The 24,247-nt window shown below is 45.4% G+C and carries 27 protein-coding genes and 1 pseudogene; 7 read left to right on the top strand and 21 right to left on the bottom strand.

The features are described 5' to 3' along the window. Positions 1-4 precede the first annotated feature (4 nt). The 3 genes and pseudogenes from D4N35_RS03760 to D4N35_RS18670 all read right to left on the bottom strand — a co-directional run bounded on the left by D4N35_RS03760 (position 5) and on the right by D4N35_RS18670 (position 2,100). A pseudogene (locus D4N35_RS03760) lies at positions 5-1,033 on the bottom strand (ABC transporter permease). Then, a complete protein-coding gene (locus D4N35_RS03755) occupies positions 1,030-1,755 on the bottom strand; it encodes an ABC transporter ATP-binding protein (RefSeq protein ID WP_120070192.1) in 726 nt (241 codons plus the stop codon). The pseudogene D4N35_RS03760 and the gene D4N35_RS03755 overlap by 4 nt, the downstream one beginning before the upstream one ends. A 264-nt stretch (positions 1,756-2,019) precedes the next feature. Then, positions 2,020-2,100 carry a putative holin-like toxin gene (locus D4N35_RS18670; RefSeq protein WP_430722768.1) on the bottom strand — a complete coding sequence of 27 codons (81 nt, stop codon included), beginning with the start codon at positions 2,098-2,100 and terminating at the stop codon, positions 2,020-2,022. 141 nt (positions 2,101-2,241) lie between these two features. On the opposite strand from D4N35_RS18670, the gene D4N35_RS03750 reads away from it, so the two are divergent. Next, entirely contained in the window at positions 2,242-2,793 is a 552-nt protein-coding gene (locus D4N35_RS03750; protein WP_120070190.1) for a short-chain dehydrogenase, read from the top strand. 254 nt (positions 2,794-3,047) lie between these two features. Here D4N35_RS03750 and D4N35_RS03745 read toward each other — a convergent pair whose 3' ends face one another. After that, positions 3,048-3,491: a GNAT family N-acetyltransferase gene (locus D4N35_RS03745; protein ID WP_120070186.1), complete on the bottom strand. Its 444-nt coding sequence runs from the start codon at positions 3,489-3,491 to the stop codon at positions 3,048-3,050. A gap of 108 nt (positions 3,492-3,599) precedes the next feature. On the opposite strand from D4N35_RS03745, the gene pdxR reads away from it, so the two are divergent. Further along, positions 3,600-5,015, top strand: coding sequence for a MocR-like pyridoxine biosynthesis transcription factor PdxR (gene pdxR / locus D4N35_RS03740; RefSeq protein ID WP_120070182.1), 1,416 nt, complete (start codon positions 3,600-3,602; stop codon positions 5,013-5,015). A gap of 63 nt (positions 5,016-5,078) precedes the next feature. Beyond that, a complete protein-coding gene (locus D4N35_RS03735; RefSeq protein ID WP_120070178.1) occupies positions 5,079-5,819 on the top strand; it encodes a MerR family transcriptional regulator in 741 nt (246 codons plus the stop codon). 216 nt (positions 5,820-6,035) lie between these two features. Here D4N35_RS03735 and D4N35_RS03730 read toward each other — a convergent pair whose 3' ends face one another. The 6 genes from D4N35_RS03730 to D4N35_RS03705 all read right to left on the bottom strand — a co-directional run bounded on the left by D4N35_RS03730 (position 6,036) and on the right by D4N35_RS03705 (position 10,574). Further along, on the bottom strand, positions 6,036-6,743 hold the full coding sequence (locus D4N35_RS03730) for a hypothetical protein (protein ID WP_120070175.1): 708 nt from the start codon (positions 6,741-6,743) through the stop codon (positions 6,036-6,038). Further along, positions 6,740-7,489 carry a hypothetical protein gene (locus tag D4N35_RS03725; RefSeq protein ID WP_120070172.1) on the bottom strand — a complete coding sequence of 250 codons (750 nt, stop codon included), beginning with the start codon at positions 7,487-7,489 and terminating at the stop codon, positions 6,740-6,742. The genes D4N35_RS03730 and D4N35_RS03725 overlap by 4 nt, the downstream gene beginning before the upstream one ends. Continuing rightward, the gene (locus D4N35_RS03720) at positions 7,461-8,372 is read right to left on the bottom strand and encodes an ABC transporter ATP-binding protein (RefSeq protein WP_120070170.1); all 912 of its coding nucleotides are present in this window, start codon (positions 8,370-8,372) and stop codon (positions 7,461-7,463) included. Before D4N35_RS03720 ends, D4N35_RS03725 begins: the two co-directional genes overlap by 29 nt. Continuing rightward, on the bottom strand, positions 8,369-8,749 hold the full coding sequence (locus D4N35_RS03715) for a GntR family transcriptional regulator (protein ID WP_120070167.1): 381 nt from the start codon (positions 8,747-8,749) through the stop codon (positions 8,369-8,371). The genes D4N35_RS03720 and D4N35_RS03715 overlap by 4 nt, the downstream gene beginning before the upstream one ends. Positions 8,750-9,213: 464 nt before the next feature. Beyond that, on the bottom strand, positions 9,214-10,011 hold the full coding sequence (locus tag D4N35_RS03710) for a hypothetical protein (protein ID WP_120070164.1): 798 nt from the start codon (positions 10,009-10,011) through the stop codon (positions 9,214-9,216). A 251-nt stretch (positions 10,012-10,262) separates the two neighbouring features. Further along, positions 10,263-10,574, bottom strand: a complete 312-nt coding sequence (locus D4N35_RS03705; protein ID WP_120070161.1) for a cupin domain-containing protein — start codon at positions 10,572-10,574, stop codon at positions 10,263-10,265. A 178-nt stretch (positions 10,575-10,752) separates the two neighbouring features. Here D4N35_RS03705 and D4N35_RS03700 point away from each other — a divergent pair, with 178 nt between their 5' ends. Beyond that, a complete protein-coding gene (locus D4N35_RS03700) occupies positions 10,753-11,082 on the top strand; it encodes an MGMT family protein (protein WP_120070158.1) in 330 nt (109 codons plus the stop codon). A gap of 84 nt (positions 11,083-11,166) precedes the next feature. Further along, positions 11,167-12,156: a nuclease-related domain-containing protein gene (locus D4N35_RS03695; protein ID WP_235870276.1), complete on the top strand. Its 990-nt coding sequence runs from the start codon at positions 11,167-11,169 to the stop codon at positions 12,154-12,156. A gap of 810 nt (positions 12,157-12,966) precedes the next feature. Here D4N35_RS03695 and D4N35_RS03690 read toward each other — a convergent pair. The 8 genes from D4N35_RS03690 to D4N35_RS03655 form a co-directional block, all read right to left on the bottom strand. Next, on the bottom strand, positions 12,967-13,698 hold the full coding sequence (locus tag D4N35_RS03690; protein ID WP_120070154.1) for a LutC/YkgG family protein: 732 nt from the start codon (positions 13,696-13,698) through the stop codon (positions 12,967-12,969). Beyond that, the gene (locus tag D4N35_RS03685) at positions 13,695-15,113 is read right to left on the bottom strand and encodes a LutB/LldF family L-lactate oxidation iron-sulfur protein (RefSeq protein WP_120070152.1); all 1,419 of its coding nucleotides are present in this window, start codon (positions 15,111-15,113) and stop codon (positions 13,695-13,697) included. The genes D4N35_RS03690 and D4N35_RS03685 overlap by 4 nt, the downstream gene beginning before the upstream one ends. A gap of 48 nt (positions 15,114-15,161) precedes the next feature. Next, positions 15,162-15,884: a (Fe-S)-binding protein gene (locus D4N35_RS03680; protein ID WP_120070149.1), complete on the bottom strand. Its 723-nt coding sequence runs from the start codon at positions 15,882-15,884 to the stop codon at positions 15,162-15,164. Between the two features lie 180 nt (positions 15,885-16,064). Continuing rightward, positions 16,065-16,766 (bottom strand): ABC transporter ATP-binding protein, encoded by a 702-nt coding sequence (locus tag D4N35_RS03675; RefSeq protein WP_120070146.1) that lies wholly within the window; start codon positions 16,764-16,766, stop codon positions 16,065-16,067. Next, positions 16,759-17,529 (bottom strand): ABC transporter ATP-binding protein, encoded by a 771-nt coding sequence (locus D4N35_RS03670; RefSeq protein WP_120070143.1) that lies wholly within the window; start codon positions 17,527-17,529, stop codon positions 16,759-16,761. Before D4N35_RS03670 ends, D4N35_RS03675 begins: the two co-directional genes overlap by 8 nt. Continuing rightward, positions 17,526-18,479: a branched-chain amino acid ABC transporter permease gene (locus D4N35_RS03665; RefSeq protein WP_120070140.1), complete on the bottom strand. Its 954-nt coding sequence runs from the start codon at positions 18,477-18,479 to the stop codon at positions 17,526-17,528. The genes D4N35_RS03670 and D4N35_RS03665 overlap by 4 nt, the downstream gene beginning before the upstream one ends. Positions 18,480-18,483: 4 nt before the next feature. Beyond that, positions 18,484-19,368 (bottom strand): branched-chain amino acid ABC transporter permease, encoded by an 885-nt coding sequence (locus tag D4N35_RS03660; protein WP_120070137.1) that lies wholly within the window; start codon positions 19,366-19,368, stop codon positions 18,484-18,486. 83 nt (positions 19,369-19,451) lie between these two features. Continuing rightward, positions 19,452-20,609, bottom strand: coding sequence for an ABC transporter substrate-binding protein (locus D4N35_RS03655; protein WP_120070135.1), 1,158 nt, complete (start codon positions 20,607-20,609; stop codon positions 19,452-19,454). A gap of 270 nt (positions 20,610-20,879) precedes the next feature. On the opposite strand from D4N35_RS03655, the gene D4N35_RS03650 reads away from it, so the two are divergent. Then, complete coding sequence (locus tag D4N35_RS03650; protein ID WP_120070132.1) at positions 20,880-22,022, top strand: MFS transporter; 1,143 nt, start codon at positions 20,880-20,882, stop codon at positions 22,020-22,022. A 45-nt stretch (positions 22,023-22,067) separates the two neighbouring features. After that, the gene (locus D4N35_RS03645; protein ID WP_120070129.1) at positions 22,068-22,340 is read left to right on the top strand and encodes an alpha/beta-type small acid-soluble spore protein; all 273 of its coding nucleotides are present in this window, start codon (positions 22,068-22,070) and stop codon (positions 22,338-22,340) included. Positions 22,341-22,378: 38 nt separating this feature from the next. Here D4N35_RS03645 and D4N35_RS03640 read toward each other — a convergent pair whose 3' ends face one another. From D4N35_RS03640 to D4N35_RS03630, 3 genes are read right to left on the bottom strand one after another with little or no spacing between them, the layout of a single operon-like run. Beyond that, positions 22,379-23,236 carry a DUF4097 family beta strand repeat-containing protein gene (locus D4N35_RS03640; protein WP_120070126.1) on the bottom strand — a complete coding sequence of 286 codons (858 nt, stop codon included), beginning with the start codon at positions 23,234-23,236 and terminating at the stop codon, positions 22,379-22,381. Beyond that, complete coding sequence (locus D4N35_RS03635) at positions 23,223-23,789, bottom strand: DUF1700 domain-containing protein (RefSeq protein WP_120070123.1); 567 nt, start codon at positions 23,787-23,789, stop codon at positions 23,223-23,225. The genes D4N35_RS03640 and D4N35_RS03635 overlap by 14 nt, the downstream gene beginning before the upstream one ends. Beyond that, a complete protein-coding gene (locus D4N35_RS03630; protein WP_120070120.1) occupies positions 23,786-24,106 on the bottom strand; it encodes a PadR family transcriptional regulator in 321 nt (106 codons plus the stop codon). The genes D4N35_RS03635 and D4N35_RS03630 overlap by 4 nt, the downstream gene beginning before the upstream one ends. Positions 24,107-24,247 lie beyond the last annotated feature (141 nt).

The raw sequence follows: 24,247 nt of genomic DNA, 5'->3' as shown, positions 1-24,247 counted from the left end.
CCTTCTAAATCTTTCTATACTTTCTAAGGGCAACGATATTCAATAACATGAATAATGCTGCAAACCCCAACATTACGAGCAGATCCAAAACGATTGCATCCATGCCCTGCCCCCTGACCATAACATCCCTTAAAGCATCTGCGGCATAGTAAAGAGGTGTGAGCGGGCCAACCCAGCTTAACCAGTCCGAAATGGTTTCAAGATTGAACAGTCCCGAAAAAAATATTTGCGGCACGACGACAATCGGAATGAACTGGATCATCTGCAGCTCGTTATTTGCAAATGACGATAATAAAATTCCAAGCGTCAGGGCCGTCAATGACAGAAGTACAATGATCAACAGCACATACCAGAAAGAGCCTTCCATTAACATGCCAAGTGCGTAAATACTGTAGGCGGCTATGATCGTCGCCTGAAAAAGTGTAAAAACGCCAAAACCAATTACATACCCAAGGACAATCTCCCATTTGCGGAGCGGCGTCGATAACAGGCGCTCCAATGTCCCTGACGTCCTCTCTCTTATAAAAGATACCCCTGCAATGATAAAGACAAAAAAGAAAACGAAAAAGCCTAGCAGGACGGGACCGAAATAATCAAATTGGCTCATATCAGCCGAACCATGCAAATAGTGGATATCCATGTCTGCCGTATCATTTGGGCCTTGCAATGGTTTGAACGCTGATTATATCCACTTCATCGTGGCTCCATTGACAAGCGGGTCACTGCCTTCAAGATAAACGGACGGCGGCATTCGTCCGAAAACAAGATAACCGTCCAATTCACGGGAAGAAAGGAGTTTTTTAGCCTTACCCTCATCTGTTAAATCGGTGATCTCCGCACCTTTAAGATCCATTTTATCTCTTATTTGTTCAGGCGCATTCACCAGCCCTATTTTGGGCGTGTAATCATCTCCGTTAAAAACGAGATGGAGCATCGTCAGAACGAGAATGGGAGCAAAAACTAAAAGGCCGAGTGTCCTCTTGTCTCTTCCAATCTGTTGCAGAATCCTTTTTACCAAAGCCATGACCCTCATAAGGATACACCTCCATAAACAAGGAAAGCTTCTTCAATCGTACTTGAGTTCGTTTCTTGTTTCAGTTCCTCCGGCGTGCCTACTGCAATGAGCTGACCCTCACGCATAAGCCCAAGGCGGTCACATTTTTCCGCCTCATCCATGACATGAGTTGTGACGATCAGTGTCTTCCCCTCATCCTTCAATTGATGGAAAGCTTCCCAGACACTTTTTCGGAGCACAGGGTCAATACCGACAGTCGGCTCATCCAATATTAATAGCTGAGGTTGATGCAACAGGGCAATGGCCAAAGAAAGCCTCCTTTTCATCCCGCCGGAATAATTGGACACCTGCTTCCCAAGGTGATCAGTCAGTTGAACAAGTTTCATCGCTTCCATGATCCTTTGATTGCGTTCTTTTTTCTTCAAGCCATATAAAGCTGCAAAAAATTCAAGGTTTTCACGGGCTGTCAATTCCATATAAAGCGCATCCGACTGGGCCATATATCCCAGCTTTTCGATCAGATGCAAGGAAGGCATCTTCTCTTGAAAAACATCGATTTCACCCGAAGTTGGCACATCAAGACCTGCAAGTTCCTTGACCAAAGTCGTTTTTCCTGCCCCTGAAGGTCCAAGCAAACCGAAAATTTCTCCCTGTTTAACTTCAAGATCAATATCTTTTAGAATTTCTGTTGGACCAAACTTTTTGGAGACACTGCGAATTGACACACAAGAATCGTTCAATTTTTTCACTCCTTTTTAATGTGAGTGATTACTCACTTCATATTATAAACGAATTTTCCAAAAAATAAAAGAGCTAAGATTGGATTCCTTTCCTTGAGGTATTTTCACATAAGAAGGATTGGGGTATAATGAGATGAGAAGCATCATAAGATCAGATGATCGTTTCGGCGCTGGGAACACCGAAACGATCCGACAATAGCAGGTCCCGCCGGGGATCAGCACGATAGTGTCTAAGCCGCCTGGAGGGCCATCTCAAAGGCGGCTTTAGTCTTTGTTAAATGACAGAATGGCCACAATCAAAACAGCAAAGCCAATCATGGACGTGATAGATTCGTATACTGTCATGGCACCACCTCCCTCCTTGCGAGAAGTGTGCACAGACCGCCCTTGAGAAACCTGTTCTATTGTTCTTATATTATACCATTTTTTCAACAAATGCGAACATACGTTTTTATTTTGTTACTTTAGAACGAGGAGGCGCATAGATTGAAGCATGCCCTTGTCATTGGCGGAACGGGAATGCTGTCCGGTGCAACGCACTGGCTTGTCCGGCAAAATTATCGGGTATCTGTTATAGCAAGAAACCAGAATCGAATGAAAAAATTGATCGACCAATCAGAGAACCCATCCGCCATTACGCCTGTGTTCGTAGATTACTGTAACGAAACGGACCTTCATAGAGAAATAAACCGGATCATTCACGAAAATGGGGAAATCAAATTAGTTGTGGCCTGGATCCATTCCATAGGAAAAAACACTTTGCCCATTATTGCGGAGGTCATTTCAAAAAATAGCAAAGACAAGTGGAGGCTCTTTCATGTATTGGGCAGCAGTACGGACCTAAAAAAGGCAGTCCGGGATGTTGAAATACCGGCCGGCTGCCAATATCGGCAGATCCAGCTTGGATTTGTCATTGAAAATAACTTTTCCCGATGGCTGACACATAAAGAAATATCGGACGGTATTATCGAATGCATCCAAAAAGATCTACCGCTTCATATTATCGGAACTGTGTGGCCTTGGGAATTGCGTCCATGAAATAGGAGTCTGCCTTTCAGTAGGCATAGGGTTTGAATGCCTACCGAGAAAAGGAAAACCCCGCTCGTTCGGTAGGCATAGAGTTCGAATGCCTACCGAGAAAAAGGAATTCCGGCTTGTTCGGTAGGCATAGGGTTCGAATGCCTACCGAGAAAAAGGAATTCCGGCTTGTTCGGTAGGCATAGGGTTCGAATGCCTACTGAGAAAAAGAAAATCCCGCTCGTGCAAGTTCCGCGGCGGGCAGACTCCTTTTCTTAAATCGTATAGTTCAGCCAATCAGCTCGTTTGCCTCCCATTTTTTCATAAAACCGCTGTGCGCGGTAGTTGTCCGGAGCTGTCACCCACGACATGTGGAAATAGCCGTGTTCCTTTGTATAGTTTTCGCAGGCTTTAAACAGTTCCTGGGCGACGCCCGCTCCCCTTTCTTCTTCAACGACATACAAATCATTCATGACCGTTATTTTATCTGCCCTTGTCGTATTGTATGTGAAGTATAGAGTCGCAAATCCTGTCAGCTTGCCTTCCTTCTCGGCCACGAACTGGATCCCTTCCTCTTTTTCAAGCAGCATATCAATCAGATCGTGCACTTTTTCAACTGCCGGTCTCGGCCTTTGATAAAAGTCCACGATGTACTCATACATGAGCTTTGTTAATTCTTCTCTATCTTTCTTTTCAGCTGGTCTTACATTTACTGACATATACAATTCCCCCATTCCAATATGTTACATAAAAGGTTATAGTAAATCTGTACACTTAAAAAGATACAGTTATATAAAATTCAACTAGTACAGATACGAGGTGGATTTATGGATATATGTCCTCGATTGGAAAATCGGTCTAACGAGCCTTTATATATACAGCTCTATCAATATTTGAAAGAGGAGATTCAGGCGGGAGGAATTCCTTCTTTTAAACGCCTCCCGTCCATCCGCAGGCTTGCCGATGATCTGCACATTAGCAAAACTACAGTACAAATGGCTTATCAGCAGCTATTGGCAGAAGGTTATATCGAAAGCAAAGAGCGAAGCGGATATGTTGTTGTCGAAATGGAAGGAGATTCTTTCGGGGATCTCCCTCATTTTTCCGAGCCGGCACCGGCAAAAAAGCGCTCTGCCGCACAGAAAAACATCCGGTTTGATTTTTATATGTCTTATATTGATGTGGACCATTTTCCTTTTCAAAAATGGAAAGCATGCGTCAATCAAAATCTAAGCCCGGAATTCCTTTCATATGGAGATAAACAGGGAGAGCCTGGGCTTCGAGCCGCAATCAGCCGTTATCTCCGCCATGCACGTGCAGTGAACTGCACAGAAGAACAGGTTGTCATTGGATCAGGCACTCAAACCGTCATGAGGCTTTTATGCCAGTTGATTGGACTTGATGGAAAAAAGATCGCAATGGAAGAGCCCGGATATGAAGGGGTGCGCCATGTTTTCCAAGGGCTTGGGTTCGAAGCAGTTCCTATCAAACTCGAAGAAGATGGGATCAACCTGGATGAACTGGAGAAGAGCAGTGCGAAGGTTGTTTACATTACACCATCCCACCAATTTCCGCTTGGGATGGTCATGCCCATCACGAAGCGGATCAAACTGTTGCAGTGGGCGGAAGAGAACGGCGGCCTGATTATTGAAGACGACTATGACGGAGAATTCCGCTATCACGGAAAACCCATTCCTTCCCTGCAGGGGCTGGATGCCCACGGGAATGTCATTTATGCCGGGACTTTTTCAAAGTCACTCATGCCAGCCATCCGAATGAGCTATGTCGTTCTTCCAGTAAGGCTATTGGATATATATCAGGCGAATATGTTTATGTATGACCAAACCGTTTCGCGGCTGCATCAAAGAACATTGCAGATGTTTATGGAAAGCGGTGAATGGGAGCGGCATATCCGAAAAATGAGGAAGCTTTATCAGAAGAAGCATGACCTTCTTCTGCAAACCATAAAAAAGGTCATGAATAACAATGTTGAAATCACCGGGCAAAACGCAGGGCTTCATATCGTCATTCAAGTGAACAGCGGGTACAGTGCAGACGAGCTGGTTCAGATTGCGGAAAAGTCAGGAGTAAAGGTATACAGCACGACGGATAATTGGATTTCTGGACAGGAAACAGGAAACCCCCTCATATTGTTGGGATTTGGCGGATTATCAGAGGAGCAGATTGTTGAAGGGATCGGGCAGCTTCATGCGGCCTGGGGACCTTTTTATAAAAATCAATGAAAAACCCATTGACCCTCACGCAACGTGATACTTTATATTGTGATTAAAGGGAGGCAAGATCAAATGAAAGTGAAAGAAGTGGCAGAGCTGACAGGGATCAGCGTCCGGACGCTGCACCATTACGATGAAATCGGCTTGCTCTCGCCCGGGCGAAAGGCAGAATCAGGGTATCGCGAATATACAGATGAGGATTTGGAGACCCTGCAGCAAATCTTGTTTTTCAGAGAGCTCGGCTTCCCTTTAAAGAAAATAAAAGACGTGTTGAACAGCCCGTCATTCGATCGGCGGGAGGCATTGCTGCTGCAGAAAAAAATGCTGCTGGAAAAGCGTTCCCGGCTTGATCAGATGATCGCGCTGGTTGAAAAAACGATTCAACACGCTGAAGGAGAGATTCAAATGACGAATGAAGAGAAGTTCCAAGGCTTTGATTTCAGCCACAACCCATACGAAAAAGAAGCCCGCGAACGCTGGGGAGGCGAGGCGGTCGATCGCTCCAATGCGAAGCTTGCGGATATGTCGGTGGAGAAGCGCGATGCGATGGCTGCAAAAATGAATGACATTTATAGAAAGCTGGCTGGCCTTCGCCAAGGAGCGCCGGATTCTGAGGAGGCACAATCTGCCATCAAGGATTGGTATGACCTTCTAAACAACAACTTCGGGAGCTACTCGCTTGAAGCGTTTAAAGGCTTGGGACAGATGTACGTTGCCGATGAGCGCTTTACGAAAAATATCGATCAATTTGGAGAAGGATTGGCACAGTTTATGAGCAAGGCAATGACGATTTTTGCAGATAAAACTAAATGACGACGTCTCAAAAGGAAGGGGTTCAGCTCCACTGAACCCCTTCGCTAATGCTTGAATATAGATATGGAATCAAATGGGTAAATATGATCCGGTTTCGGCGAGATACTGTCTGGAATTTCGAAATACGAGCCGTTTTTTGGAATTTACTGGCCGACTTTAGAAATACGAGCCGAATTCCGGAAATATTGGCCAAACTTCTGAAATTCAAATCACCTATCAATCATCTTCCCCGACATAATGTATATATAAATCTTCATTTTGCGGCGTCAGCTTCAGGTCTTTGGGCACCTTCAAATAGAGATAGCTGATTTCCCGGAAGCCCCCGAAGTCATGTGCGCCTTTGCGTTCCCCTGTAAACTGGGTGATGACAAATTCCTTTTCAAAAACTGCAAATTTAAGTTTTTTCTCTTCCCACTTTCCCTTCAAATGCAATGTATCATCTACCAGCTCCACTTGGCGGGATCGGTATTCATCCGTCAGGTCAACCCCTCCAATAACCGAACTTGCATAATAGGTTCCCTCAATGATTCCGTCATTATCGGCCTTTCTTTCAACGACCACTGTTCCGTCAAACCAATCCTGATCTTGTAGGAAAAGCTCTTTTCCATTGTATCGCCACTTCCATTCATTCAAGATCAAACTGGAATCAATGTCATCCGTCCGCCCATCAAAAATAGCTTCATCCAAGCGGTTCATTTCTTTATCCAGTTGGTCGTCAGAGGAAGCATTAAAGTCAGGCTCCTTTTTATTGACTGGCAAAGCTTCAAAGACAAATATTGAAGCAGCGAGCAAAATTCCATATCCCAATAACAGCATTTTGGTAACACGCTTATTTTTTACAGTATTTTGCTGCATGCCTTTAATACCCCAGATGAGGAGGCCTGCAATTCCTATAAGCATCAATAAACTGGTTAGACCCATCATTTCCAGACCTCCATTCGGTTCGACAAGACGATAGATCCTGTGAAAAATAGAGTTGATAAGAGGAGTGTTTTAACAGCAAATAAAAATAAGGACGACTCTGCAAAAATAAAATCCAAAATGGCTGTTGCCAGTTCTTCGTTGCGGATGCCCAAATAAACGACAATGCCGGTGATCAAAGTCGGCAGCAAAAAGATGAAAATTTTATTCACCTGTACGATCATCCCTGTTAAATAACCAAGAGAAGCAAACAAAATCATGTATAGAATGGCCGCCGCCAAACCAATAAAAAATTCCGCCGGAGCTTCCAGAAAGCTGTTTCCCAAGCCGTATTGAATGTCGCCAAAAAAGAAGGCGATAATCTTAAGCAGGAAACCGGCCGTCACGGCTGCTGCCCCGCCGATGGCGCTGGCAGTCAGTAAAAATAATATATTCGCCAAATTACTGCTCAGACGGTTGGAAACAAAGGTGAAATCGTCGTATCTGACCGCTTTTGTCGTAATCAGTATCCCGGTCATGAATATCCAAATCATTGTAAAAACTACAACCATGTCGGCAGAGTAATATGAAATGTTAATGTACATTCCCGAACTTGTACCCGTTCCGACTGAAGTCACACCCCCAAGCGAAAAAAGGAGGCTGATGAGCTGCACCCCGGCCATCGAGCTGAATACACCCAAAAAAGCCCGCAGCTTGAATTCATATTGTCTTTTTACAACATCAGAAAGGCTCATTTCGGTTAAAGACATCGTCGATTCCCCCTTTATGCCTGCTCGTCAAGTATACACACACATCACTTGCCGAAACAGGAGACAGTTTGATTCCATCAAGCTTCATTTTTTGAAGCTCCTCTTCGGAGAAGTCATTTTTTACTGCTGTAAAAGTCCGGCCCGGCCCGGCTTCCTTTTCGTGAATGACTTCTTTATTTTCGGTCCAAGCCGAGATGGAGGAAATTTTCCCCGTAAGGCCGACAGCCCACTCCTTCAAATCGGAAACAGGCAAATGAAGCCGAACCTTTCCGTCATTGATCAGAAGGACATCTTCCAAGACATCTTCTATCTCGCTCAAATGGTGGCTGGACACGATGATGGTCCGCGGATGGGCAAGATAATCCTTTAGCAAAGCCCGGTAAAAATCTTTGCGGACTGCAGTATCCATTCCTGTCGTGGGCTCATCGAAAATCGTCAAAGCACAGCGCGATGCCAGCCCCAAAATCATATTGAAAGTGCTTTTCATCCCTTTTGATAAATTGCCATAATGGGCATTGGGGTTGAAAGAAAAATAGTCAAACAGACCATCGGCAAGTTCCTCATCCCATTTTTCATAAAAGCGCCCTGCCTCTTCCAGGGTTTCCTTCAGAGTAAGAGCAGGTGGAAGACTCATTTGGTCATCTATGAAAATACTATTGGCTGAAACTCGCAGACTGTTAAAGGGGTTCTCGGAAAATACTTTGACATCCCCTGAAGTGGGGTGAATAAATCCCGAAATCAATTTTAACAGCGTAGTTTTGCCAGCCCCGTTTCTGCCGACAAGCCCGGTCATTTTATTTTCGTTGATTGTCAATGACAGTTGATCCAGCACCTGCTGGCGCCCATACATTTTCGTAAGATCCTTACATTCGATGATATTCACTTTTTGTCCCTCCCCCTGCCTACTTCTTTAAGCATGTCAATCAGGTCACTCTCCGAAACATTCAACCTTTCAGCTTCAATCACAAGCTCCTGAATCAATCGTTTTAACGTTTCATTTCTCCGTTTGCTTACAACCTTTTCTTTTGCTCCCCCTGCAACAAACATGCCGAGCCCCCGCTTTTTATATAAAATACCTTCGTCAGCCAATACATTCAGCCCCTTTGCGGCAGTTGCCGGATTAATATTGAACATATCTGCCAGCTGATATTGGGAATACACTTTGTCGTTCACTTTAAAACGGCCAGCCATAATCTCATTCTCCAGCGATTCCGAAATCTGAAGATAAATCGGCTTCGTATCATTCGGATCGATCAACATACACATCCTCCTCTCTGGATGGGTGCATTACTGTTGTAATGTAGTATATGTTGTTTTTTTAAAAATAGCAATAAGAAAAGTGGAAGGCGCCTTATCTAGCCCCGACAAGCATAAGGCAATTCGCGAGGAGGCAGCCTTTCAGCCACCATAGAGAATTGGTTTAATCCTTACGGGGCTAGGCGCCGGAGCTGGACAATAAGAAAACCGATGATTTTCCATTCGGATCATCGGTTATTCTCTAATCATATTGGCAGCATTTGTACGAAAGACGGGGCACTTTGTGAAGCAGTGTCCATCTATTTTGATTGAAAGAAGTTTACCAGCGGAATATTGGCCAAATGTTTGATTAGTTTATACCCTGAAATTTTAACTGGGCATCTTCCTATTAATCAAACGTTTGATTAATGTAAAATTCCCTTAATATATCAGCTTCTATTGGGCTGTCACTCCAATACCCTTGATTTTCAATCAAACGTTTGATTAGGAGCATCGTTCTGAGAACTGCCGTAATAGACGGGAATCTCACCAGATTCGTAAAGAGCGGACATGGAATCTCTCTCTACCTCGTATGCCATCGACCACGAGCCTGTTTTCCCATCCTTTTTTTTCCATGTTTCGGTAAAAGTCACTATATATTTCTCTTTTCCGGTTTTCTTTGCCGCGGTTTCTCTTGTTACTTCATATTCTTCAATGACCCCATGGCACTTTCCTATCTTTTCAGGAAAAACATCAGTGATGGTCCCTTCCCCGGAAGTGGCAAATTCCACAGCATCTTCCTTCGTAAAAGGCGGTTCCTCAGGTGAGATATATTCAAATACTCCCCATGCAAGCATGTAAATCAATATCGGAATTAAAACAATATAGTCCACGTTTTTTTGCTTTGCAGACTGATATAATATCCAGCGGTCCACAAATGCATAGAATAAAGCAGCAACTGCACCGATGACTGCCAGCGGGCCATTTAAGAAAAACAATCCATTGGCGAGCCCAAATACCCCATGCAGCACGGCATACAGCCACTGGTTCCTTGAAAACCACTTTTTCTGGGCAAGCTCCAGACCAATGGACACGATGTTTCCGTAAACAAGAATAATAGCCCCTATATACATCGCGTAAACAAAGGACCAGCCTATTAGATCATCGCCCATATGATATGAAGCCCCACTGTCATGAAAAGTAAAAAACCACCCCATGGCAAGCGAGACCATGGCGGTCACAAACACGGTAGTGATCAACTTCCGGCCAATCATGTTCCTATTCATTAGAATTGCTCCTCTTACGCTTTAACGCATTAACTCGGCGGGGGCCAGGCCCCAAATTAAATGTACTGATAAGGCCCAGCTTTTTCATTCGACCATCCCCCTTCACTTTCATTACGGATGCTGCATGGAAAAAGTTTCGTGAGGGAGGCTCGAGCTATTCAAACGTTTGATTAATCAGAAAAACCTGTTGATATACAGGGAATTTTTACAAACTGAAAAATATCCCTTTTTTCAATCAAATGATTGATTAACTAGGACTTTGCCAGCACAACGAAGATAGAAAGAGGCTCGACTCCTGTATTTTCAATCGCCAGCATTTGCCGGTCCGCACAATGCACAACATCTTTTTCAGAAACAGAGAGTTCTTCTTCATCAATGATAAAGCTGCCTTCCCCTTCAACCACGTACAAATACACATGTGCATTGGGATGCGGGTGCGGGGGAACCGATTGGCCCGGCAAAAGATTTAGCATAAATGCGGTGGTCGTCCCCTCTTGGAAAAGATTCGTCCTGACAAAGCGGCTTTCATTGAACTCCTGAAAAGCGTTTATATTTTTTAACATAGGATCAACTCCAGTCGTGTGATTTCTGCAATCATTATACCAGAGAAACTTTGATATACTGAGTGGTGGAGATTCGATTTGGCTATCCCTGGGAAATGGAGATTTGACCGAGATAGCCTGCCGTCGGACATGCTATTCGAAGTGACAGGACGTTTTTTTCATTAAGGAGGTGCTTAAGATGAATCATTTTACTGAAAAAGTGATAGAGACTATATTGCAAATCCCTTCCGGGCGAGTTGCATCTTACGGGCAGATCGCAGCAATTGCCGGGAATCACAGGGCCGCCAGGCAGGTCGGAAGAATCCTGCATTCCATGAGTTCCAAATATAACTTGCCATGGCACCGGGTCGTCAATGCGAAGGGAGAAATTGTTCATTTCAAGGCGGAAAGGCAACGGGATTTGCTTGAACAGGAAGGTGTCGATATAGATGCCCGCGGACGCATTGATTTGGGGAGGTTCCGGTGGGAGGGGCCTGTTTGGGAGGATCTGGACTGGATGCGGGGGTGAAGCTTGTTTCTGTTTTTTGCAAAAGCTGTCTCCTACTAATAGAAAGCGCTAACAATTTGTGCTAATATATTGGTAATTTAGGAGGTGGTAAATATCGTAATAAAAAAAAGAGACGAGTCGCTTTCTTTGGGGGGTATCCAGGCTTCCATCAAGCGGCTGCACCCGAGACATGAGGCAATCCCCATTTTAACTGCAAAAGCATCTTCCCTCGAAGCCGGCATTTCCGGTGAAATCAAGCTGGCCGAAACACTTCGCAAACATTCATTTCCATTTGAACACAGAGTTTTCCATGATCTTTCCTTGGTATCTTCTGCCCTATTTCAAATAGACACCTTGTTTCTGACTCGATTTTACGCCGTTGTTTTTGAAGTGAAAAATATTGGAGGACGATTGGAATTTAAGGATGATCCTCCACAATTGGTCCGCAGACGAGAGACGGGTGAGGTGGACGGGTTTGAAAGTCCTGCTGCGCAGGTGGAACGCAATGGCGATCTACTTGAACTCTGGCTTAAAGGTCATGGAATTCAGATTCCTGTCTATCGAATTGTTGTGCTAGCGTACCCAAAGCAGATCATTGATAAAGCTCCGGCAAAGACCCAAGTGCTATTCCCTAATTATGTTCCTCCCTTCATTCATGCTCTCCCTCGCAAGCAGGCTATACTAGATAGCAAGACTTTCAGATGGTTGACTGCGAAGCTTTTGAATAGCCATATCAACTACATTCCAAGACCAGTGTGCGACATTTACAACATTCCACCAAGAGACATTCAAACAGGAGTTATCTGCTCCCATTGCGATGCGATTGGCATGGTGAAAATTAAGAGAAGCTGGCGCTGCAGATCATGCGGAAGCCTCGATCATAAGGCACATGAACGTGGAGTTAGGGAGTGGTTCCTGATTATGGGACGGGAAATGACAAATAAAGACTGCCGGGAATTTTTGAGAGTTGATATGAATACTGCTTCTAGAATTTTATGTTCCATGGATTTAAACAGCATCGGTTCTTGTCGCTATCGAAAATATACTATAAACTTTCATAAAAAAGATAATAAGAGAGCTGATGGCCTTCTATAATTAGACTTTATAAGAGAGTTGGAGACTTTATAAGAGAGTTGGAGACTTTATAAGAGAGTTGGAGACTTTATAAGAGAGTTGGAGACTTTATAAGAGAGTTGGAGACTTTATAAGAGAGTTGGAGACTTTATAAGAGAGTTGGAGACTTTATAAGAGAGTTGGAGACTTTATAAGAGAGTTGGAGACTTTATAAGAGAGTTGGAGACTTTATAAGAGAGTTGGAGACTTTATAAGAGAGTTGGAGACTTTATAAGAGAGTTGGAGACTTTATAAGAGAGTTGGAGACTTTATAAGAGAGTTGGAGACTTTATAAGAGAGTTGGAGACTTTATAAGAGAGTTGGAGACTTTATAAGAGAGTTGGAGACTTTATAAGAGAGTTGGAGACTTTATAAGAGAGTTGGAGACTTTATAAGAGAGTTGGAGACTTTATAAGAGAGTTGGAGACTTTATAAGAGAGTTGGAGACTTTATAAGAGAGTTGGAGACTTTATAAGAGAGTTGGAGACTTTATAAGAGAGTTGGAGACTTTATAAGAGAGTTGGAGACTTTATAAGAGAGTTGGAGACTTTATAAGAGAGTTGGAGACTTTATAAGAGAGTTGGAGACTTTATAAGAGAGTTGGAGACTTTATAAGAGAGTTGGAGACTTTATAAGAGAGTTGGAGACTTTATAAGAGAGTTGGAGACTTTATAAGAGAGTTGGAGACTTTATAAGAGAGTTGGAGACTTTATAAGAGAGTTGGAGACTTTATAAGAGAGTTGGAGCGCGCCCTCGCCCTGCAAGGGCTCGGCGCGCTCCAACTCCCGCAATCTATGCATCGTCCACAATGATATAGGTGGCATGGACAGGACCGTGCACGCCAACAACAAGGCTCATCTCAATGTCGGCGGAGTTGCTCGGCCCGGAAATGAAGTTGACGCAGGAGGCAACGGTTTCCCCGGCCGCGATCCGCCTGTCGATTTCGGCAGCAGCCTGGGTGATCCTTGGAACGATGGTGCTTTTCGGAATGACGGCGATGTAGTTTTTCGGAAGCAGGCTCACGGAGCGGCCTTTCCCTTCATCTGAAAAAAGGACTACTGTCGCGGATTCTGCAAGTGTAATATCGCTGAAGGTGATGCCGACATCGGCCCGCTCGGCCGCAGCAATGCTCCCGGCCCGATCTTCAGAATTCCACTCACACAGCTCATACTGCCCTAACACCCCGTTCAATCCAAATTCTGAAAATCTTGGATCCTTCCACGTAACGACCAACTTGCACTCATTCCGGTCCAGCGCTTCTTTTAAAGCGGCTCCAAGCTCCGCTCTCTCCGTTTCAATGACTTCCGTGTGAACGAGCAGGCACTGATTCTTCAACACTTCAACAAGTTCATCACTGGTCAAGCCCGAAAAAACTTCCCATTGAGGCTTAAGTCCCCAATCAGGCCGGACAGGTTTTTCCACCACACGTTCCCGTCCAAAACTTTTAGCCAAACGATCAAGGAACGGCTCCCGATTGGCGATTTGGCCCTTGGGCCCGGCCGCATTGACGTCTTGCACACTCATTCGCCCGCCCCCTTTCTCCGTTCCCTATACAAGTCCCGGAATCTCTTTTTCCCGACGGAAGGCAGGTTGCGCGACCCAGTCCAGCCCCGGATCGGCTTCGGCCCGCCCTTGGACATGCCCGCAATCACTCCGCGTGCAACTGTGGCGGATTTTGTACTTATCCTATAAAGCCGGCTGGATGATGTGACTGTCCGGAACGTTTTCATCGCCATTTTTTCTCCGGCAGGGGCAAGGCCCTCATCCTGGACGATCCGCTGACGGTGTTTATAAAGCAATTCGTGAAGCGGGATGCGCACCGGGCATACTTCCGTGCAGGCCGCGCATAATGAGGAGGCATAGGGAAGCTCTTTATATTCCTCGTACCCGCCCAAAAGCGGGGTCAAAACAGCTCCGATCGGCCCCTGGTAAATCGAACCGTATGCATGTCCGCCGATGTGGCGGTATACCGGGCAAACATTGACGCAAGCCGCACAGCGGATGCAGTGCAACGCCGATTGGAATTCCGTCCCAAGGATTCCCGACCTGCCGTTATCGACGATCACCAAATGAAATTCCTCCGGTCCGTCTGCCTCTCCGTCCATCTTTGGCCCGCTCAAACATGTCACATATGTTGAAAGCTTTTGCCCGACTGCACTCCGGCACAGCAAGGAAACCATCACTTCGAAGTCTTCCCACGTCGGGGCAAGCCGCTCCATTCCCATGACGGTGATTTGCGTTTTCGGCACCGTTGTCGAAAGCCGCGCATTCCCCTCGTTCGTCACAATGCCGACCGTTCCCGAATTGGCGATCGCAAAGTTGCACCCGGTTATGCCGACATCTGCTGATAAAAATTCCTTCCGAAGCTGTTCGCGCGCGAACTGTGTCAGTTCTTCCGGCTTTTCGGTTCCGGCGTACCCTCTTTTTTCTGTAAAAATATCCCGAACCTGCTCTTTCGTTTTATGAAGGGCTGGTCCGATAAAATGGGATGGGTGGTCGTGATCCAATTGGATGATATATTCGCCAAGGTCCGTTTCAACGACTTCACAGCCGGCTTTTTCCAACACCGGATTCAAACCGATTTCTTCTGTGACCATTGATTTTGATTTGACCACTTTCTTTGCCTGCTTCTGACGGACAACCTGTTCGATGTAATCGTTGGCTTCTTCTGCTGTTTCAGCAAAAAACACATGCCCGCCCCGCTTCGCCACATTTTCGCTTAACTCCGTCAAATAGTAGTCAAGATGTTCTATCGTATGCGAACGGATTTTTTCGCCTAAATCGCGCCAGCGTTCCCAGTCGCCCAGCTCATCGACCGCCTTTAATCGAACTGATTGAAGACGTTCCTGTGCAGGGGGTACTGCCCTCTGTACATCGGGATCCTGCAGCGCTTCATCTGCACGCGCATCAAATGCAGCATTGCCGATTTTAATTCCCATTTGCCTCTCCCCTTTCTAGTTCAACGCCGTGTGTCTTACGCCAAGCGCCTACGCTTTTGTTTTATTTAAAACCTCAGCCAGATGCATCACTTTGATAGGCAATCCTTCCCGCTTGATCCTTCCTCCGATGTTCATAAGGCATCCGCAGTCTCCGCCAATGAGCACGTCTGCACCCGTTTCCTTGATATGCTCCACTTTTTCATCCACCATCGCCGATGAAATATCGCCCATTTTCACCGAAAAAGTTCCGCCGAACCCGCAGCAGTCCTGGCTCCGCGGCAATGGCTCAAGTTCAAGTCCCTCCACATTTTTCAAAAGTTTCATGGGAGCATCTTTTACACCGAGCAGGCGGGTCATGTGGCACGATTTATGATAGGTCGCACGTCCCTCAAAGACTGCTCCTACATCCTCCATTTTTAAAACATCTACAAGAAACTGGCTGAATTCATATGTTTTATCCGCTAAAATCTTTGCTTTGCTCTCCCACTCCGGATCGCCCTTGAAAAGTTCAGGATATTCCTTGAACATATAAGCGCAGGATCCGGATGGCGTTACGACATATTCCGAATCAGCAAATGCCATCATCATCTGCTTCATCGCCTCTTTGGCATCCTCGAGGTATCCCGTACTGTATGCAGGCTGACCGCAGCATGTCTGCTCTTCCGGAAAATCGACTTCGCAGCCTGCCCGTTCCAGGACTTCCACGACGTCCATCCCAACTTCCGGGTAAAAAACATCTGCCAAACATGTAATGAATAATGAAACCTTCATCCTCTTCCCTCCATTCTTCGCCGGGGTCTGTCCCCCGTTAAGGTAACGCGTTAAAGCAGCGGGGGACAGGCCCCAAAATGGTCCTTATTAAAAAGGTTATCACTTTATTATCCAACGGAAAAGCCCCCGGAAAAACTTCCCCGGGGCTTCTTCCTTCCTAATCTAGGTTTTTCTCCCGCATCAATAGCCCAAATAGGCAGCTTTGATCCGCTCATCGCTGAGCAGTTCCTGTGCAGGCCCGTTAGTTACTACTCTTCCTGACTCCAACACATAGCCATAATCCGCTATGCGCAATGCCTGGCGGGCATTTTGCTCAACGAGCAGAACTGTTGTGCCGGATTCGCTGATTTCCTTGATAATTTTAAAAATCTCCGCAACGATGAGCGGCGCAAGGCCCATAGACGGCTCATCAAGTAGAAGCAGCTTCGGCTTTGACATGATGGCCCGTGCAATCGAAAGCATCTGCTGCTGGCCTCCGGACATCGTGCCGCCAAGCTGGGCCTTTCTTTCACGCAAAATAGGAAAACGCTCCATCACCATTTCCAAATCGGCCGCCACCCCGGAATCTTTCCGGTGGTAGGCACCCATTTCAAGGTTTTCAAGAACGGTCATGTTCGACAAAATGCCGCGTCCTTCGGGCACAAGGGCCAATCCCTTTCGCAAAAGCTGATCGGGACGAAGTTTCGTGACATCTTCCCCTAAAAACTCGATCTTACCGGTGCGGGCTTTAAGCAAACCGGCGATCGTTTTCATCGTCGTTGTTTTTCCGGCTCCGTTTGCCCCCAATATCGTGACAATACTTCCCTGTTCCACTTCAAGATTAATCTCTTTAAGTGCTTGAATATTATCGTAAAAAGTACTGACGCCTGTTACTTTAAGCAAGGCCATCCTCCTCTTTCCCGAGGTATGCCTCAATTACTTCCTGGTTATTCTGGATTTCTTTAGGCAATCCTTCTGCAATTTTCTTTCCGAAGTTCAATACGACGATCCGGTCGCACGCCCGCATGACGAGCGGCATATCGTGTTCAATCAATAAAATCGTAATGCCGAGCTTTTTGATTTTTTGAATCAGCTCAAACAGCTCGTTCGTTTCTCTTTCATTCATTCCCGCAGCCGGCTCGTCAAGGAGCAGGAGTGATGGATCACTTGCCAGCGCGCGGGCAATTTCAAGGCGCCGCTGCTGACCGTATGCAAGGTTTTCCGCCAATGTATCCACATGCCCGGCTAAATTGACCGTCTCCAATAATTGCTTCGCTTTCTCCCTTAAGGCCGTCTCTTCTTTTTTCTGGAATCCGGTCCGGAAGACACTTCTAAAAACGCCCGAATCCAAACGGCAATGATTGCCCACCATCACATTTTCCAGCGCGGTCATTTCAGGAAACAGACGGATGTTTTGAAATGTCCGGCAGATTCCTTTTTTCGTAATTTGATGGGGTTTCAAATTCGTCAATTGATCCCCATGAAAAGAGATTTGGCCGCTGGAAGGAGGATACATCGCGGTAATCATGTTGAACATGGTCGTTTTCCCGGCACCATTCGGCCCGATCAAGCCCAACACTTCGCCTTTTTCGATGGAAAACGATACGTCTGTCAATGCCTGGATACCGCCGAAGTTTTTACTGATTTGATCGACCGCAAGTATCATGAAGCTTTCCTCCTTTCCCCTCGTCCCCGCTTTTTAAACCAATTGACCACTTTTACATCGATAAGGCCCTGCGGACGGTATGCCATCATAACAATCAGAAGCGCACCGTATACCATGAAACGGTAGTCGCTGATGAATCTGAGCACTTCCGGCATGGCTGTTAAGAATATCGAACCGAAAATGGGTCCCCAAATGACTTCGCTTCCGCCAAATACAGCAAAGATCAATATTTCAACCGCACGGTGGTAAGCAAAGTCGGACGGGCTTATATAAGCGGTCACGTGTGCATAGAGCGCCCCTGCAAAACCTGCAATCATGGCTCCCTGCCCGAACGCAAGGATTTTATAGTACGTAATGTTGACTCCCATCGCTTCAGCCGCTCTTTCGTCCATCTTGATCGATGCGTAGGCACGGCCGATCCTGGAATGTTCCTGTCTGATAAAGAAGGCAATAACTGCCACGACAATGATTAATAAAATGAGAAAAACTGCAAGACTGATAAACTGGTTGTTTCTAAGTCCCAGCATGTCAGGTGTAAAACCAATGCCTTTGCTGAAAGCAAGAACTTCCCGTCCCAAATGCGGGATGCCGGAAATTCCGACTGCTCCCTTTGTAAGGGATTCCCAGTTGATCAGCAGCACGCGGATGACTTCGCCGAAACCAAGTGTGGCAATCGCCAAGTATACGCCCTCAAGGCGTAATGCCGGGAATCCTACAATCACCCCAACGATGCACGCAAGGACTGCTCCTGCAACAATCCCGACAATCATCGGCATATCATAGTTCAATGTCAATATCGTCGTCGTGTAGGCTCCGATGCTCATAAAACCTGCATGTCCAAGTGAAAGCTGTCCGGTTGAAAGAGTCACGTACATGCTGACACCCAGTAAAATATTAATTAATACGAAAGACCCGACTTGTAAGTAATATGGATTAATGAATTCTAACATGTCCTCACCGCCCATCTCCCGAAGCGGCCTTGCCAAAGATTCCTTGCGGCCGTACGATTAAAATAACAATAATGGCAACAAATGCGATCGCATCCCTGTATCCTGAATCCCCGAAAGCGACAACCATTGTTTCCGAAAGACCCAGAATCAGCCCGCCGGCCATGGCTCCATTGACGCTTCCCATTCCACCGAGAATAATAATGGCCAATCCTTTTAATCCGATGGATAGACCCATTTGAGGTGCAACAGAGTTGAATGCCAGGCCCACGAGCACGCCGGCAATCCCACCCATTGCCGAAGCGATGACAACAGTGAGTGTGATCATTTTTTTCGTATCCACTCCAAGCAAGCTTGCAATCTCCAAATTTTCGGCACTTGCTCTTAATGCCTTGCCTGCTTTTGTTTTTGAAAGCCAGAATGACAGCCCCACCATCAAAATAATGGCGATGGCGAATATGACAATTTGTACATAGTATACGGAAACCGATCCTATCTGAATGCTCATTTCGGAAAGCGGCGTTCTGAAAGGCTTATTTCCGGCTCCAAATAAGTGGTGTGCAAGGTTTTCCAAAAATATGGATACACCAATTGTACTGATCAGCGGCGCCAAGTGGGATACTCCTTTTTTTCCCCGCAGCGGGCGAAGTGCCAGGCGCTCCATTAAATAACCAAGCACTGCCGTCACAATGATGGCTGCGAGAAAAGCGACATAAAGGGGCATGCCCAGTACACTTGTAACCAACACTCCCATAAAGGCACCGAACATGAAAATTTCCCCGTGGCCCATGTTAATGATATTCAGCACACCAAACACGAGAGTATAGCCGAGAGCAACGATCGCATATATGCTTCCGAGAGTCAGACCGTTGATTATCTGTTCAAGTAACAAATTATTTTTCCTCCCGTTTCAAATCTACTTTTGTTTTTCGGCATACAAGCCCCCGTTCAGGAACGGAGGCTTGATTTTAAGTCTTACTTAAACTCTTTAAACTTCCCGTCTTCAATAATCAATACTGTAGGCTCCATGACAATGTCTCCGTCTTCATCAAAGGACATTGTTCCAAGGACACCTTCAAAGTCCTTGATTCCCGCCAAACCATCACGGATGGCATCCGGATCGTCCGAGCCTGCTGTTTTGATTGCTTCAGCCATCAAGTAAAGTCCGTCATAGGCTTGCGCAGCAAATTGGTCAGGGTCTTTTCCATATTCTTCATTGTACTTTTTGACAAAGTTCTGTACTTTTTCATTCTCTTTTCCGGCAAACCATGGTGTAGCAACGATCAGGCCGTTGGCTGCATCTCCGGCAATATTGATGATTTCCGGTGAGTTGAATCCATTTCCGCCTACGAATGGTACATCAATGCCCATTTTTCTGGCCTGGTCCAAAATGACGGCCCCTTCATTGTAAAGAGCGGATGCCAGAACCAAGTCAGGTTTCAGGTTTTTAATTTTGGTCAATTGCGCTTTATAATCGGACTGGCCAATTTGGAAGGTTTCAGTCGTTACCACTTCAAGCCCCATGTCTTCTACCGTTTTCTTCATGGTGTCATAGCCCGACTTCGTGAATACATCATCATTTCCATAAATAAGAGCGACTTTTTTCGCACCGTATTCATCAACAGCTTTTTTAACAGAAGCCGGAATGGCCACCGCCTCTGGAATAGAGTCGCGGAATACATACTCCCCGATCTGCGGAATTCCGTCTGCTGTTGTCGATGTTCCCAAGATTGGAATACCGTTCATATCAGCTTCAGGTCCTACGACGTTCATCTCAGTACTTAGTGTCGGTCCTATGATCGCAGATACGTTTTCATTGTTCATCAATTTCTGGGCAGCAGACAACGCTTGATCCTGGGCTCCTGCGGAGTCTTCTATCACAAGGTCGATTTTTACATCTCCCTTTTCTGTAAGTTCTTCGTTAGCCAGCTTAAGCCCGTTTGTAATGGCCTCTCCGTAACTTGCGCCGGAACCGGTCAGCCAGGAAATAACTCCGACTTTGGCCTCTACCGTCTCACCGCCAGATTTATCATTATTTTCAGACCCCTTACTCGCAGAGTCCCCTCCCCCACATGCCGCAAGCAGCAAGGTGCTGAAAAGTGCGACAAATGAGAATGTTCTTTTCAATGACATCTTTCTTCCTCCTACTTTAGTAAAATCTTATATCTATTAATAATACACAATATTATCTGTAAATAATAGAGTCATTTTAAAAAATGCTGTTGATTGAAATGTAAGACTTATTGTTTATTGGTGTCGAAAATATTGAGACGATTATGATTCCTCCATATAGGAATTCAGTTACTATCATTAAGTATGGATTTAAGAAGCCGAACCTCTTGCCTAATTATTGGGAACACGAGAGAATAGAATTTGATTATCATATTGAGGTGTTTATATTTAATGCGTATTTTTGTATATATCATTATCTTTTTTGCCTTCTTTGACTTATTTTCACAATTGCCCATCATGACACCGCTGGCGGGTTCGCTTGGAGCTACACCATTTGTGACCGGCCTCGCTGTCGGGATGTTTTCATTTTCAAACATGATAGGAAATATTGCTTCGGGTTTTTTGACGGACAAAAAGGGACCTTTCCTCATTCTCCTTGCAGGTTTGCTATTGACAAGCGTATCCCTGTTTTTGTATCAGCTTGCTTTTGATCCGCTGTTATTGCTGTTTGTGCGCTTTATTCATGGCTTGCATGCCGGCCTGATTGTGCCGGCGGCATTCACATTTATAGCCAACACGGCTGCCAAGAATGAAAAGGGCAGGGGCGTCGCCCTTTCCGGAGCATTTATAGGCATGGCCGCCATTATGGGCCCGGCTTTTTCCGGCATTCTGGCCAGCAGGACGAACGAAGTAACAGTCTTGCAGGCAACGGGATTTGCCATGCTTATTTTGGGGGTTCTCGCTTTTTTTATCTTGAGGAAAAAAACGATTGCCGCCCGGCCTGCAGCCCGGAAAGAAGCAAAGCGCCCTGTGCGCCAATTATTCTGGAACCGCTCGATTGTCAAGGCATTCTCAGGAGCTTTTTTCCTTATGTTTTCCCAAGGGGTGCTTGCCTATATGCTCCCATTGAAAGTGGAGGCTCTTGGAAACGACACACAGACGGGCGGAATGCTGTTAAGCACGTTCGGCATTGTGGCAGTTTTGATTTTTGTCTTGCCAACCAATCGCTTGTTTGACCGCGTCAGACCATTGAACACGTTGGTTTTTGGCATGCTTACAATGGCGTTTAGCATGATTTGCATCAGCTTTTCCGTGAGCCTGTCCCTTCTGTTTGTATTTATGGCCCTTTACGGCACGGGATTTGCCTTTCTTTTTCCTTCGATCAACTCATTGCTCATTGAGTCGACAACAGATGAAAACCGGGGGAAAGCATATGGTTATTTCTATGCCTTCTTCTCCATCGGGGTTGTGGCTGGATCGGGGATCACAGGCTTATTGGAACTTTCCGCGAATGAAGGATTTTTATTCACCGGCATTTTGCTTATCGCAGCCACCTTTTTTATCAAATTTTTTAAAAATCCTGTTGAGGCATAGCCATAACCAATAGGGAAACACTACCTTAAAAGGAGGTTTCCCAAAATGGCCAGAAATAATAAAATATTAGTTCCTGAAGCCAGGGCTGAATTGGACCAATTAAAAGCCCGGGTGATGAAAGAAAAAGGATATCCGGTCAACCCGGCAAAGCCTGACAATGTAAAATATGAAGTTGCAAAAGAACAGGGAATTCCCCTGAAAGAAGGATACAACGGCCAATTGACTTCCGAGCAGGCCGGCAAAGTCGGCGGACCGATCGGAGGCAATATGGTCAAAGAAATGATTAAGATGGCCCAGGAACAAATGAAGGGAAAATAATAAAACTACCGCTGGTCCGAGGGCCAGCGGCTTTATTGTTATTTGCTCACCTTTATACTTCCATTATTCGTTTTCAGCTTGATGACATGTTCACCCTTGCCTATGGAGGCATCCCCTCTAAAGGTCTGCCCAAAAATGTCCACTTTGCCATTATCCACCCTTACATCAAAAGAGGCATTCTTAGGTTCTTTTGCCGCTTGGATTTCAATTCCCCCGTTATCCGTCTCCAACTCAATCGGCCGGTCCAGATTATCCGTTACAAGAGAGATATGGCCATTGTTCGTTATTCCTGATATCTTCCCATCAACATCTTCAAGGATAATTTTGCCGTTATCCGACCTTGCGGTAAATGAAGATGCCTTTACACTTTTCGCTTCAATCCGGCCATTATTCGATACGGCCGTAACATTTGAACCTTGGATATCCTTCAGTTTCACCCTTCCATTATCTGTGTCGGCAGCAAACTCTTTTGCTCTTATTTTTTCAGTGCTGATCCTGCCGTTATCGCTTTTTAACCTGATGGAGTCATACTCCTTTTCAGGTATATATACCTTTAAAGCCAGGGGTGGCGTGATATCAAAAGTGAATAACATTTGCCTGTCTTTCAATTTTACATACAGTGTGTCATCTTTCACATCGGCATCAAATTTATATTTTTTGCCTTTTCCCCTTTTTCCCGACAACTCTGCTGTTACAGTGGAATCCTTTGTTGGAATGATTTCGATTCTTGAATTGGTCGTCTTGACGTCAATCTTGGTAAAATGGCTGTCATGGATCGTTTTGGCCTCCGAAACGTCCGCAGTTGTCATTTTGGATTTAAAAGTCAGCACACTTCCGACAATCCCCACAATCAAAAGTGCCAAAGCTATGATGGAAACTTTTTTAAGCACGTTCATGTTTCAAGCCCCCTTTTACAAGTCTCGTGTTGAATTTCAAATAACGGACGAAACCGTTGATGATGGCACGGGTTGCAAAATACATCCCAATCCCAATAAACAGCCCTATGCCCGAAAGCAGTAAAGAGAAAAACAGATCAAACCATTCAAAAGCGTCTGGAAAAATAACCGCGTTAGCAATAAACAGCAGGGGCGAAACAATAAATGCGATGCCTGATGCCCAGCCTGAAACAAGGATTCCCAAAACAGCTATGAAAGGCCCAAGTACAATGACCAGATTGAAAAAGCTCAGGCCAATCACAGCCCATACAGCACGAAAAACGTTTCCTGTCGTTGCGGTGGCCTCCACCTTTTCAAGGTGATAATCTGCAAGCAGCTCCTTGGCAATTTGCTGCGGAGAACCGAGCGATGCCGCAATCTCCTCCTCCGCTTTTCCTTCTTCCTTGCCAATGGAAAAATGCTCTTCGAAATCCTGTAAAATATCCTCTCGTTCCTCTGAAGGAAGCCTTTTTAAAGATGATTCCAAAATCCGCATAAACTGATATTTTGTCATTCCCCTACACCTTCTTTGATCAATTGATTGACGCCGCTCGAAAATTGCTTCCATTCGTCAATTAAGTCATACAAATGGTCCCTGCCTTTTTCGGTCAACTTGTAATATTTTCGGGAAGGACCTTCTGTCGACTCCTTTAGGTAAGTTGTAAAAAATCCGTCCTTTGCCAAACGTCTCAAAAGCGGATACACTGACCCTTCGGATATGGCAATCTGATTGGAGATTTTCTGTACAAGCTCGTATCCATAGCGGTCTTTTGTATGTAATAAAGCAAGAACACAAAGCTCTAAAACACCCTTTTTAAACTGTACATTCACTGTTGATCACCTCATGCATACAATATATACTACTAATCAATGTATAATACCGGAACAAAAAAGTTCCGCCACTCCCAATAAAAGATTAACACAAGGTATTGTTTATTACAAGGTACTATACATAAAAAGATGCATGGAGCA

The organism is Siminovitchia fortis (assembly GCF_003605365.2).
In the GTDB taxonomy this organism is placed as follows: domain Bacteria; phylum Bacillota; class Bacilli; order Bacillales; family Bacillaceae_C; genus Siminovitchia; species Siminovitchia fortis.
Note: the sequence above shows the minus strand (reverse complement) of the source record. Positions and strands in the feature narration are given on the sequence as shown.